Annotated in this window: 7 protein-coding genes; 5 read left to right on the top strand and 2 right to left on the bottom strand. The window is 66.1% G+C overall.

Annotated elements, in window-relative coordinates:
- The first annotated feature begins 9 nt into the window (after window positions 1-9).
- Window positions 10-498, top strand: coding sequence for a guanyl-specific ribonuclease (locus ACFO0G_RS17995; protein ID WP_376979345.1), 489 nt, complete (start codon window positions 10-12; stop codon window positions 496-498).
- Window positions 499-505: 7 nt separating this feature from the next.
- Entirely contained in the window at window positions 506-862 is a 357-nt protein-coding gene (locus tag ACFO0G_RS17990; protein ID WP_286401874.1) for a barstar family protein, read from the top strand.
- Window positions 863-898: 36 nt separating this feature from the next.
- Here the strand turns inward: ACFO0G_RS17990 and ACFO0G_RS17985 are convergent, their stop codons facing one another.
- Together ACFO0G_RS17985 and glgP are read right to left on the bottom strand one after the other, a co-directional pair.
- Window positions 899-2,686 (bottom strand): thiamine pyrophosphate-requiring protein, encoded by a 1,788-nt coding sequence (locus ACFO0G_RS17985; RefSeq protein ID WP_376979342.1) that lies wholly within the window; start codon window positions 2,684-2,686, stop codon window positions 899-901.
- Window positions 2,687-2,748: 62 nt separating this feature from the next.
- Window positions 2,749-5,367: an alpha-glucan family phosphorylase gene (gene glgP / locus ACFO0G_RS17980; RefSeq protein ID WP_376979340.1), complete on the bottom strand. Its 2,619-nt coding sequence runs from the start codon at window positions 5,365-5,367 to the stop codon at window positions 2,749-2,751.
- Between the two features lie 191 nt (window positions 5,368-5,558).
- Between glgP and ACFO0G_RS17975 the strand changes: the two genes are divergently transcribed.
- From ACFO0G_RS17975 to ACFO0G_RS17965, 3 genes are read left to right on the top strand one after another with little or no spacing between them, the layout of a single operon-like run.
- The gene (locus ACFO0G_RS17975; RefSeq protein ID WP_286401882.1) at window positions 5,559-7,601 is read left to right on the top strand and encodes an alpha-1,4-glucan--maltose-1-phosphate maltosyltransferase; all 2,043 of its coding nucleotides are present in this window, start codon (window positions 5,559-5,561) and stop codon (window positions 7,599-7,601) included.
- Window positions 7,598-9,391: a maltose alpha-D-glucosyltransferase gene (gene treS / locus ACFO0G_RS17970; RefSeq protein ID WP_286401885.1), complete on the top strand. Its 1,794-nt coding sequence runs from the start codon at window positions 7,598-7,600 to the stop codon at window positions 9,389-9,391. The genes ACFO0G_RS17975 and treS overlap by 4 nt, the downstream gene beginning before the upstream one ends.
- A gap of 1 nt (window position 9,392) precedes the next feature.
- Window positions 9,393-13,103 carry a 1,4-alpha-glucan branching enzyme gene (locus ACFO0G_RS17965; RefSeq protein ID WP_376979337.1) on the top strand — a complete coding sequence of 1,237 codons (3,711 nt, stop codon included), beginning with the start codon at window positions 9,393-9,395 and terminating at the stop codon, window positions 13,101-13,103.
- The last annotated feature ends 360 nt before the right edge of the window (window positions 13,104-13,463 follow it).

Raw genomic sequence — 13,463 nt, 5'->3', positions numbered from 1 at the left:
ACACCCCGAATGCGCAACCGCTCCATCGTTCCCTTGCTCATCACCACCCTGGTGGTGCTTGCCATGGTGGCCTTCGGCGGGGCAGGGCTTCTGGGCGGGCAGACCGAAACTACGACGCCGGGAACGGCATCCAGCCAGGCGTCCACTCCGGGCGGCACGGCTGCGTCAGGGGCGGCGAAGCAGTCTGCGCCCCACCGGGCGGCCAACCCGTCCAGCCTTCCGGAAATCCGGGAGTCGGCGCTCCCTTTGGAGGGACGCAGGGTGCTGGCGCTGATCCGCGCGGGCGGCCCGTACCAGTACAGCCAGGATGACCAGGTATTCGGAAACTTCGAGCGGGTCCTGCCGGCCAAGGACCGGGGCTACTACCGCGAATACACGGTCCCCACGCCCGGCGAAGCGGACCGGGGCGCCCGGCGCATCGTCACAGGGAACGGCGGCGAAAAGTATTACACCGGGGACCACTACTCAACGTTCAAATACATAGCGGAAGGCAGCTAGCACAACCATGAGAATCTTCTCCGGCGACACCTGGACCCTGGAAGAACTGCAGGAACAGGTAGCCGACGCCGGCCGCCGCAGCGTGGTGGTCCCGCCCGCTGACAGCAAGCGCGCCGTCCTGGAAACCTTCGGTGAGGTCCTGGACTTCCCCGAACACTATGGCGTGAACCTCGACGCCCTGAACGACTCGCTCCATGACTTCGCAGACAGCATCACCGAGAACGGCAACCCGCCCGTCACGGTCCTGTGGCAGGTGGCCGCCCCGTTCCGCAGCGACCGGTCGTTCGGCATCATCTGCGAGATCCTGCAGGACGCCGAACGCTACGCGGGCAAGGACCTGGCCGTCACCGCCGTGCTACTCTGAAGCAGCTCTTATTGCCCTGGTGGCGGCGCGCCGCAGCTAGCCCTGTGGGCGCTCCTCGTGTGAAACATAGGTGTCAAGCAGTGCCGAAGCCCTGCCGCCGTCGTCCTCCGCTGCCAGGCCCTTGCGCATGCTGTCCGCTTTCTGCCGCCCTGCCGGGAACGGCGGCAGCAGCGGGATCTCGGGGTCGGTCAGTACCTCGATCACCACGGGGCAGTCCGCCGCGAAGGCCTGCTCCCACGCCTCCGCAAGCAGCTCAGGATCCTCCACGCGGATGCCTTTGAGCCCGAGCAGATCGGCGTAGCCGGCGAAGGGAAAATCGGGCAGTTCCTGGCTCGCGGCAAAGCGCGGCTCGGCCTCCGACTCACGCTGCTCCCACGTGACCTCGGTCAACTCCCGGTTATTGAACACGCACACCACGAACCGGGGGTCCTGCCACTGGCGCCAGCGGTGCGCCACCGTGACCAGCTCCGCCACGCCCAGCATCTGCATGGCGCCGTCCCCGGCCAGGGCCAGCAGCGGACGGTCAGGGTGGGCGAGCTTGGCGGCGATCCCGTACGGGATGGAGCAGCCCATGCTGGCAAGCGTCCCGGAAAGGTGCGCAGGGACGCCCTGGGGCAGCACCAGTTGGCGGGCGTACCAGTAGACGCAGCTTCCGACGTCGACACTCACCATGGCGTCTCCGGGCAGCCAGCCGTTGAGCTCCCGCACCACCCGTTCCGGGTTGACGGGGCTGGCGGCGACGGCGGCACGGTCTGCCGCCAGGATCCGCCAGCGGCTGACTTCTTCCTCCACCTCCGAGCGCCACTGGGTCCGCGGACGGTGTTCCAGCCGCTGGTTCAGGGCCTCAAGGGCCGAAGCGGCGTCCCCTGCCAGGCCAACCTCCACGGGGTAGCGGTTGCCGATCTTCTTCTCGTCAATGTCGATCTGGACGGTACGCGCGGCGCCGGGCGGCGGATAGAACTCCGTCCAGGGATCGTTGGAGCCCACGATCAGGAGGGCGTCGCAGCTGCCCAGCAGGTGCGCGCTGGCCGTGGTGCCAAGGTGGCCCATCGTTCCCACGGCGATGGGCAGGCTCTCATCCACGTAAGGCTTGCCCAGCAGGCTGGTGGCGATTCCCGCACCAAGCTTCTCGGCAATCGCCACTACTTCGTCGCGTGCGTGCCTGGCTCCCTGGCCCACCAGGAGTGCCACCCGTTCCGCCGAATTGAGCAGGGCGGCCGCCGCGGCGAGGTCCTCTTCGCGGGGAGTCTTGGCCGCGGCGCTCCAGGACGGTGCGGTGACCACGATGCCGTGCTGCTGCCCAAGCTCCGGCGCAGGTTCGGACTGCACGTCGTGGGGGATGATCACCACGCAGGGGGAGGAGGTGGCCTTCGCCGTCCGGAAGGCCCGGTCCAGCACCATGGGCACCTGCTCCGCCGCGCTGACCTGCTGCACGAACTGGGAAGCAACGTCCTTGAACAGCGCCATGAGGTCGATTTCCTGCATGTAGGCAGAACCCAGCACTGTACGGCTCTGTTGTCCCACGATCGCCACCAGCGGCACGCCGTCCAGCTTGGCGTCATACAGCCCGTTGAGCAGGTGGACAGCGCCGGGGCCCTGGGTGGAGGTGACCACCCCTACGCCGCCGGTGTATTTGCCGTGGCCCACGGCCATGAACGCGGCCGACTCCTCATGCCGCGCCTGGACAAACTCAACCTGTCCCTCACTGCGGCGCAGGGCGCCCATGAAGCCGTTGATGCCGTCCCCGCTGTAGCCGAAGACCCGGTCCACACCCCACGTGATGAGGCGCTCCACGATTACATCGGCCACCGTGCGTTCGGTCATTGGTCCTCCTAGGGTGGGTTCCTGGCCTGCCTGCCAGGAACCGTACCCATCGGACCCGGGGGCTATGCGTTGACGATCAGTCCCAGCTCAGCCTTGGACGCAAGGGCCTCATGCCGCGGCAGGACCCGGACGGTGTAGCCGAAGGGCCCGGAGCGGTCGATCACCAGGGAACCGCTGAACAGGTGGCGCCCGTTGCCGAGGTCCTCCTTCACCTGCAGCTCCATCATGGTGATGTCCGCCAGGGTGTCGTTCTCTTCCGCCCGCCCGTAGGCCACCTCCACGCAGACATCATCCGGGGTGAGCGCGTTCAGGGCCACATAAGCGTTGACCTGCAGGGTGTCGCCGATCTGCGGATCCTCGGACACGCCCACGGAATCCACATGCTCCACATGCACCTGCGGCCACGCTCCGCGGACCTTCGCCGACCAGGACGCCAGCGCCCGGGCCTGGGCGTAGGAGTTGGCGGTGGCGCTGCGGCCCGCGTCGGCGGCGGGACGGTAAAGGATGTTCACGTAGTCCCGGAGCATGCGCTCGGCGGAGACCTTCGGACCCAGGTGGGAGAGGGTGTGCTTGATCATGGACACCCAGTGGGTGGGCACGGTTTCGCTCCTGGTGGTCGAGGGGCCGGCCGCGCCGGCGCCCTCGGAGACCGTGCCGCCGTAGAAGCGGGGGGCCACCTGCGTCTCCAGCAGCTCGTACAGCGCGGCAGCCTCGATGTCGTCGCGTTCCTCGGGCGAGGCGTCGTTGTTGGCGGTGGGGATGGCCCAGCCGTTCTCGCCGTCGTACATCTCATCCCACCAGCCGTCCAGGACGGACAGGTTCAGCGACCCGTTCAAGGCCGCCTTCATGCCGGACGTGCCGCAGGCTTCCAAAGGCCGCAGCGGGTTGTTCAGCCAGACGTCGCAGCCGGGGAACAAGGTCCTGGCCATGGCGATGTCGTAGTTGGGCAGGAACGCAATCCGGTGCCTGATTTCCGGGTCATCCGAGAACCGCACCAGGTCCTGGATCATCTTCTTGCCGGCGTCGTCGGCGGGGTGGGATTTGCCGGCGATGACCAGCTGGATGGGGTGGTCCTTGTGCAGGAGCAGTGCCTTGAGCCGGGCCGGTTCGCGCAGCATCAGGGTGAGCCGCTTGTAGGTGGGCACGCGGCGGGCGAATCCGATGGTGAGCACGTCCGGGTCCAGGACGTTGTCTGTCCAGCCAAGCTCGGCATCGGCGGCACCGCGCTTTTTCCACGCGGCACGCAGCCTGCGCCGGACGTCCTCCACCAGGGCCGCCCGCAGTTCCCGCCGCAGGGCCCAGACGTCGGCGTCGCTGACGTTGTAGGCGAGGTCCCACTTGCCCAGCGCTTCCGCCTCGCTCCCGAACTGGTCGCGGGCCAGCTTGGAGATGCGGCTGTCCACCCACGTGGGCACGTGGACGCCGTTGGTCACGGAGGTGATGGGCACCTCCGAGTGGTCGAAGCCGGGCCACAGCGCGGAGAACATGCCGCGCGACACTTCACCGTGGAGCTTGGCCACGCCGTTGGCGCGCTGGGCCAGGCGCAGGCCCATGACGGCCATGTTGAAGACGGAGGGGTTTCCGTCCGCGTAGTTTTCCCGGCCGAGTTCCAGGATCCGGTCCACCGGCACCGCGGGGGCCAGGCCGGCCTGGAAGAAGTGGCTGATCTGGTTGATTTCGAACCTGTCGATGCCGGCCGGGACGGGCGTGTGGGTGGTGAACACGGTTGAGGCACGCCCGGCAGCCAGCGCTTCGTCGAACGTCAGTGCCTGCTCACCGGACATCAGTTCCTGGATGCGTTCGATGCCCAGGAACCCGGCGTGGCCCTCGTTGGTGTGGAACACTTCCGGGGCCGCGCAGCCGGTCAGTTTCTGGAAAGCGCGCAGGGCCTTGACCCCGCCCATGCCGAGCAGCAGTTCCTGCTGCAGCCGGTGATCGCCGCCGCCGCCGTACAGCCGGTCGGTGATGCTGCGGGCGGCATCGTCGTTGCCGGGAACGTTGGAGTCCAGGAGGAGCAGGGGAACGCGTCCGACGTCGGCCCGCCAGATGTGTGCCAGCAGGCGCCGGCCGTTGGGCAGGGGGAGGGAGATCTCCAGTGCCTTGCCGTTGCCGTCCGGGGACGGCTCGCGGAGCAGGGTGAGCGGCAGCCCGTCCGGGTCCAGGACCGGGTAGGTCTCCTGCTGCCAGGCGTCGCGGGAGAGGGACTGCTTGAAATAGCCGGCCTGGTAGAGCAGGCCCACGCCGATCAGGGGGACGCCCAGGTCCGAGGCCGCCTTGAGGTGGTCACCGGCAAGGATGCCCAGGCCGCCGGAATACTGGGGAAGGACCTCGGTGATGCCGAACTCGGGGGAGAAGTAGGCAATGGAGGCCGGAGCATCGGGCCCCAGTCCCTGGTACCAGCGCGGCTCCTCAAGATACCTGTCAAGGTCCTTTTCGGCGGCACGCACCCGCTCCACCACAGACTGATCCGCGGCGAGCTGCTGGAACTCCTCACGGCTCACCATCCCCAGGAAACCTATGGGGTCCTGCCCGCTTTCCTCCCACAGGCGCGGGTTCAGCCCGGCGAAGAGTTCCCGGGTGGGGCGGTGCCAGGACCACCGCAAATTGCTGGCCAGCCGGGCCAGCGGCCGAATGGGCTCGGGGAGGACTGTACGGACCGTAAACCTGCGGATTGCCTTCACCTGCGTCACACTAACCGACAACCTGCGCGGCCGGAACCAGCTTTCGGTTTCTTTTGGGTAAATGACAGGGGCGTGAAGAAATTGGGCCGCGGCACGGCGTATTTAGTGAGCAGGCTTAGCAATCCTGCCCATTTCTCGCTAACGTCAAGCCTGTGACGACTAACTCAGGAACCAGTGCAGCATCCACCAAAATGCCCCAGCGCCGAATCACCGAGGGCCTGCGGTTCGGACGTTTTCCCATCACCGCCGTGCAGCCTGTCGTCGAGGACGGCAAGTTCCCGGCCAAGGCCCTGCCCGGCGAAGCGATCGTGGTGGGCGCCACCGCCTTCCGCGAAGGCCATGACATGCTCGGTGTCAGCGCAGTGCTCCTGGACCCCTCCGGTGCAGAGCGGCAGCGCGTCCGGCTTGCGCCGCCCCGCGGGGAACGCGGCATGGGGACGGACCGCTGGGAAGGCGTGCTCACGCCGTCGGAAACCGGAAACTGGTCCTTCGTCATCGAAGCCTGGCACGACCGCTACGGCACCTGGCACCACAACGCGGAGGTCAAGATCGACGCCGGCATCGACGTCGAACTCATGCTTTCGGAGGGTGCCAAGCTGCTTGGCGAAGCCGCCGCAGAGGACTTCCGGGACGACGTGGACCGGGCGGCCCTGCAGCGTGCCGCGGACGTCCTCGCGGACCAGTCCCGCAGCACCGAGGAACGCCTCGGGGCGGGATTCAGCGCGGAGATAGCGGACATCGTTGCCCGCCAGCCAATCCGCGAACTGGTGACCGTGTCCCGGAAATACCCCCTGCTGGTGGAGCGGGACCGTGCCGGCCGCGGCGCCTGGTACGAGTTTTTCCCCCGGTCCGAAGGCGCCGTCAAGGACCACAACACCGGCGCGTGGACCTCAGGGAACTTCCGGACCGCGGCAAAGCGGCTCGACGCCGTGGCGGCCATGGGCTTCGACGTCCTGTACATGCCGCCCATCCACCCCATCGGCCTGCAGCACCGCAAGGGCCCCAACAACACCCTCGTGGCAGGCCCCAACGATCCCGGCTCGCCATGGGCCATTGGAGCCAAGGAGGGCGGCCACGACGCCATCCATCCCGACCTGGGCACCTTCGAGGATTTTGACGCCTTCGTGGCGCGGGCCAACGAGCTGGGCCTGGAAGTAGCCCTGGACCTCGCGCTGCAGGCAGCACCGGACCACCCGTGGGTGCAGTCCCATCCGGAGTGGTTTACCACCCGGGTGGACGGCAGCATTGCCTATGCGGAAAACCCGCCAAAGAAGTACCAGGACATATATCCGCTCAATTTCGACAATGACCCGGAAGGCCTTTCCCAGGAAATTCTGCGGATTGTGCTCCTTTGGGTCAGCCACGGGGTAAAGATTTTCCGGGTGGATAACCCGCATACCAAGCCCGTGTGGTTCTGGGAATGGCTTATTGCGGAAGTGAATAAAGCCGAACCCGGCGTGGTGTTCCTCGCCGAAGCCTTCACACGACCCGCCATGATGCACGCACTGGGCAGGGCAGGCTTCCAGCAGTCCTACACCTACTTCACGTGGCGGAACACCAAGAAGGAAATCCAGGAATACTTCGACGAGGTCAGCCACGAGTCCCCGGCGTTCTTCCGCCCGAACTTCTTCGTCAACACCCCGGACATCCTCACCGAATTCCTGCAGTATGGGGGACCGGCGGCATTCCGGATCCGGGCGGTGCTTGCCTCAACCGGAAGCCCGCTCTGGGGCGTCTACGCCGGCTACGAGCTGTTCGAGCACGTGGCCCGGCCCGGCGCGGAGGAGTACATCGACAACGAGAAGTTCGAATACAAGGCACGCGACTGGGATGCGGCCGCCGAATCAGGGCGCTCGCTGGCCCCGTACATCACGCGGCTTAACCACATCCGGCGGGACCACCCGGCGCTGCTGGACCTGCAGAACCTGACGGTGCACCAGAGCACCGATGACTCCACCGTGGTCTTCTCCAAGCACAAGACGCTTCCCGACGGTTCCAAGGACACCATCATCGTGGTGGTCAACGTGGATCCGCACGTCACCAAGGAATGCAGCGTGGCCCTGGACCTGGCAGCCCTGGAACTGGACCCGCAGGACCTCACCCCGGGCGGCGGCTTCTACGTGGACGACCTGATCTCCGGCCAAAGCTGGGAATGGGGCGAGTACAACTACGTGCGCCTGGATCCGCACGTGGAGCCCGCCCACATCCTGAGCGTGAGGAGAATGCATCAGTGAATTTCAATCCGCAAAGTTCCGGCCACTTCACCCCAAAGAGCACATTCGAGCTAAACGCACCCGGCCTTCAGCATGACCCGTTGTGGTACCGCAAGGCAGTGTTCTACGAAGTACTTGTGAGGGCCTTTGCGGATGCCAACGGCGATGGGTCCGGGGACTTCTCCGGACTCATCGACCGGCTGGACTACCTTCAGTGGCTGGGCGTCGACTGCCTCTGGCTGCCCCCGTTCTTCCAGTCGCCGCTGCGGGATGGCGGCTATGACATTTCCGACTACAACTCCGTCCTGGACGAGTTCGGCACCATCAGCGATTTCAAGCGGCTGGTGGCAGAAGCCCACGCCCGCGGCGTCCGGGTAATCATCGACCTCCCGTTGAACCACACTTCGGACCAGCACCCCTGGTTCCAGGAATCCCGGAAGGACCCGGACGGCCCGTTCGGCGACTTCTACGTCTGGAGCGACACGGACGAGAAGTACCAGGACGCGCGCATTATCTTCGTTGACACGGAGGAATCGAACTGGACGTTCGATCCCATCCGGCGGCAGTTCTTCTGGCACCGGTTCTTCAGCCACCAGCCGGACCTGAACTTCGAAAACCCCGCCGTGATCGACGCCGTCTTCGACGTGGTCCGGTTCTGGCTGGACCAGGGCATCGATGGTTTCCGGGCGGATGCCATCCCCTACCTCTACGAGGAAGAGGGCACCAACTGCGAGAACCTGCCGGCAACGCATGAGTTCCTCCGGGACCTGCGGGCCATGGTGGATGAAAACTATCCCGGCCGAGTGATCATCGCCGAAGCAAACCAGCCGCCCAACGAGGTGGTGGAGTATTTCGGGACCGCGGAGGAACCCGAATGCCATATGGCCTTCCACTTCCCCATCATGCCCCGCCTGTATTACGCCCTGCGGGACCAGAAGGCAGCGCCTATCATCCAAACAATGCGCGACACCCCGGACATCCCCGAGGGCGCACAGTGGGGAACGTTCCTCCGGAACCACGATGAACTGACCCTGGAAATGGTCACCGCCGATGAGCGTGCGGCGATGCTCGGGTGGTACGCGCCGGATCCCCGCATGCGGGCCAATATCGGCATCCGGCGGCGGCTGGCCCCGCTGCTGGACAACTCACGGGCCGAGATCGAGCTGATCAACGCACTCCTGCTCTCGCTTCCGGGCAGCCCGTTCCTGTACTACGGGGACGAGATCGGCATGGGGGACAACATCTGGCTCGAGGACCGCGACGCCGTCCGCACGCCCATGCAGTGGAACCCGGACCGGAACGCCGGTTTCTCGCACGCGGATCCCGGCAAGCTCTACCTGCCGCCCATCCAGTCACTGGTGTACAACTACGCCATGGCCAACGTGGAAGCGGAGGCGGCACATTCAGGGTCCCTGCTGCGGTGGACCCGGCAGATCCTCAGCGTCCGCAAGAACCACCCCGCCTTCGGGTTGGGCGGATTCAAGCATGTGGAAGCAGACCACGACGCCGTCCTGGCGTACCTGCGGGAACTGCCGGCCGGCAACCCTGCCGGTGCCGACGCCGAGACCATCCTTTGCGCCTTCAACCTTTCCCAGCATCCGGTGGCTGCCACGCTGCGCATCCCCGAGTATGCCGGGCGGGGGCTCCGCGATGTCTTCGGCGGCCAGATCTTCCCTGGCATCGGCGACGACGGCAGCCTCACCCTGACCATCGGAAGCCACGATTTCTTCTGGCTCCGGTTGCGCTCGGCGGGGTCCAACCCGTCGTCGCCCTACACCCAGGCCATGCCCATCCTGTCGATAGAGAACTGAGATGAATCAGCCAATCCTCACTCCCGCCCTTACCGCGCTGCTCAAGGAATGGCTGCCGCAGCAGCGGTGGTTTCCGGTCAAGACCCCCGACTTCGACGTTTCCCAAGCGGGCAGCCTGGGGCTGACGGACCCCAGCGGCCATGCGGCGCTGGCCGTGTTCCTTCTGAACATCACCACGCAGGGGCCCGACGGCGGCCCGCGCACCGCGGTGGTCCAGGTTCCCTTGAGCTTTCGGCCGGCGCCGGCAGGCGGGATGGAGCGGGCGCTGGTGGGCAATGCCGCGGGAATGGATCCCACCCGCCCCTGGGTCTACGACGCCGTCCACGACCCCGACTTCGTGGGCGCGTGGCTGGAGCTCATCCGGCAGCAGGAGAAGGCTGCCAGCGGTACGGCCACGGGGTTCCGGGTTGATGGTCCCTACCGGCTGCCTACGGCCAAGGGCGTGGTGAAAGTGCTCTCCGGCGAGCAGTCCAACAGTTCCGTCCTGGTGGACGACGGCGAATCGGCCGTCATGGTGAAATTCTTCCGGGTGCTTTCCGACGGCACCAACCCCGAGATCGAGGTGGGTGCTGCCCTGACCAAGGCGGGCACCTCCGAGGTCCCTGCCACGCTTGGCTGGGTCAGGGGGGAGTGGCTCGGACAAGGCGCCCAGGGAAACCAGGGCAACACCGGCTCCGGCGGCACCGGTACCAAGTATGTGCAAGGTGAGCTCGCCGTGGCCCACGAGTTCCTCGCCGGCGGCCGGGACGCCTGGCGGCTGGCCGTGGACGCCGCGCGCTCGGGCAGGGACTTCACGTCAGAAGCGCGGGCCCTTGGCGCGGCCACGGCGACGGTGCACAAGCGCCTGGCGGAGGCCCTGGGGCAATCAGCCGAGCCTGAACCCGGCAAGGGGGCAGGACCTGCTGTTGCCCAGCGGGTCCGCACCGCCTGGGCTGAAGCCCGTGCCGCCGTCGGGCCTTACGACGATGCCCTGGACACCCTGCTGGCCGGCCTGGACAAAACTCCGGCCGGGCCGCTGCAGCGCATCCACGGGGACCTGCACCTGGGCCAGATCCTCCTGGTGACCGGCCAGTCCGGCGACGAGTCCCGGTGGGCCATCCTGGATTTCGAGGGTGAGCCGCTGCGGCCCATCGCCGAACGGAACGTCCCGGACGTCCCCCTGCGCGACGTGGTGGGGATGCTCCGGTCCTTCGACTACGCAGCCGGAGCAGCCCAGCGCGAACAGGAAGGCGCGCAAGTCCCGGACAACTGGGTTGACGACTGCGCCGACGCTTTCCTGGCAGGGTATGCCGGGGTCATTCCCGGCACGGTGGACCGGACCTCGCCGCTGTTTGTGGCATTGTGGCTGGACAAGGCGCTGTACGAAGTTGTTTATGAAATGCGGAACAGGCCCGACTGGGTGGCGATTCCAGTAAACGCCTCCAGGCGGCTCCTGGGCAGCAATGGTGCCGGCGGGTCCGCCGGTGCAGCATCGGAAGGTAACGAAATGACAGGCTCAGCACGAACTGACCGTCCGGGGGTGCCCCTGCACGTGGATGAAGGCACCCTGGGCAGGATCGCGAACGGTGAACACCACGCCCCCCACTCCGTCCTGGGCGCGCACCTGGACGACTACGGGCATGTCACCATCCGCACCGTGAAGCACCTCGCCGAAGCAATCACCGTGGTCACCCAGGCCGGTGAAGTTCCCATGCAGCATGAGGCCCACGGCGTGTGGGTTGCCGTCCTGGAGCCGGTGGAGCAGGGACACGTTCCGGACTACCGGCTCTCGGTCACCTACCCGGGCAAGGAAGCGGTGACGGTTGATGACCCGTACCGCTACCTGCCCACCGTGGGTGAAGTGGACCTGCACCTCATCGGCGAAGGCCGGCACGAGAAGCTGTGGACCGTGCTCGGCGCCCACGTCCAGCACTACAAGTCCTCGCTCGGGGACGTCAACGGTGTTTCCTTCGCTGTCTGGGCTCCCAATGCGCAGGCTGTCCGCGTCAAGGGCGACTTCAACGCGTGGGACGGCCGCGAGAATTCCATGCGCTCGCTGGGATCTTCCGGTGTCTGGGAGGTCTTCATTCCCGGCGTTACGGCAGGCGCCTGCTACAAGTACGAGATCCTGACGCGGGGCGGCTACTGGGTTGAAAAAGCCGACCCGCTGGCGTTCGGCACCGAGGTCCCCCCGTTGACCGCGTCCCGCGTGGTGGAGCCCTCCTACGCCTTCAAGGACCAGGAATGGATGGAAGCGCGCAGCAAGCGCGACCCGCACAACTCGGCCATGAGCGTCTACGAGGTGCACCTCGGATCATGGCGGCTGGGCCTTGGCTACCGCGAACTCGCCAAGGAACTGGTGGAGTACGTCAAGTGGCTCGGGTTCACCCACGTTGAATTCATGCCTGTGGCCGAGCACCCCTTCGGCGGTTCATGGGGATACCAGGTCACGTCCTACTACGCCCCCACGTCCAGGTTCGGCCACCCGGATGAGTTCCGCTACCTGGTGGACGCCCTCCACCAGGCCGGCATCGGCGTGCTGCTGGACTGGGTGCCCGCGCACTTCCCCAAGGACGCCTGGGCCCTGGCCCGGTTCGACGGGGAGGCGCTGTACGAGCACTCCGACCCCGCCCTGGGCGAACACCCCGACTGGGGCACCCTCATTTTCGACTTCGGCCGCTCCGAGGTCCGGAACTTCCTGGTGGCGAACGCCCTCTACTGGCTGGAGGAGTTCCACATTGACGGCCTGCGTGTGGACGCAGTGGCCTCCATGCTCTACCTGGACTACTCACGCCAGGATGGCCAGTGGCGGCCCAACCGCTTCGGCGGCAGGGAAAACCTGGAAGCCATCTCCTTCCTGCAGGAAGTCAACGCCACCGTGTACAAGACCCACCCGGGCGCTGTCATGATCGCGGAAGAATCCACTGCCTTCCCCGGCGTCACCGCCCCCACCAGCCACGGCGGCCTGGGCTTCGGCCTGAAGTGGAACATGGGCTGGATGCACGATTCGCTCAAGTACATCTCCGAGGACCCCTACAACCGCCGCTGGCACCACGGCACCGTCACGTTCTCCCTGGTGTATGCCTTCACGGAGAACTTCCTGCTGCCGATCAGCCACGACGAGGTTGTCCATGGCAAGGGTTCCATGCTCCGCAAGATGCCGGGCGACCGCTGGCAGCAGTTGGCCAACTTGCGGGCCTTCTTTGCCTACCAGTGGGCGCACCCCGGCAAGCAGCTCATCTTCATGGGCACAGAATTCGGCCAGGAAGCCGAATGGTCTGAGCAACACGGCCTGGACTGGTGGCTCGCGGACATCCCGGCACACCGGGGACTGCAGTTGCTGACCAAGGACCTGAACGAGTTGTACGCGTCCACGCCGGCCCTGTACACGCAGGACAACGTTCCCGCCGGATTCCAGTGGATCAACGGTGGCGACGCCGACCGGAACGTCTTGTCGTTCATCAGGTGGGACACCGACGGCAACCCGATCGTCTGCGCCATCAACTTCTCCGGCGCACCACATGTTGGCTACACCCTGGGCGTCCCGTCGGCCGGTGCCTGGACGGAGGTCCTGAACACGGACCACACCACGTACGGGGGCTCCGGCGTGCTGAACGAAGGCGGACTGAAGGCGACGGATCACGGGCAGGATGGCCAGCCGGCGACCTTGACCGTCACTCTGCCGCCGCTCGGGGCGTCCTACTTCAAGCCGGGTGCAGCAGTGGCTGACTGATCCACCCCGGCACCAAGCAACCCGGAACTGAACGAGCGAAAGGCCCGGAATCCGCGTGATTCCGGGCCTTTCGGCAGCTTAGGGGAGGCCCGTCCAGAGTGGAGTGGCAATCCCGGAAGACTGGTGGTACAGTTTATTTCCGCGCTGCTCCACGGAGTCAGACGGAAAACATGATCCCCTCAAGCATATGCCGAGGATGGTCGCGGACTCCGGTTTGACACGCAGGATGTCAGCGGGTAAGTTTGAAAAGTTGCTCCGGAGCGATCCTGAATGTTTGGTTTGGGTGGTGCCGGGTGTGTCTGTTGTTTGAGAACTCAATAGTGTGCCAAGTTTGTTGATACCGATTATGTATGTAATTGG

Origin of the sequence: Arthrobacter sedimenti, from assembly GCF_042652025.1 — a bacterium.
Taxonomy (GTDB): domain Bacteria; phylum Actinomycetota; class Actinomycetes; order Actinomycetales; family Micrococcaceae; genus Arthrobacter; species Arthrobacter sedimenti.
This window is presented reverse-complemented; position numbering and strand designations above follow the sequence as displayed.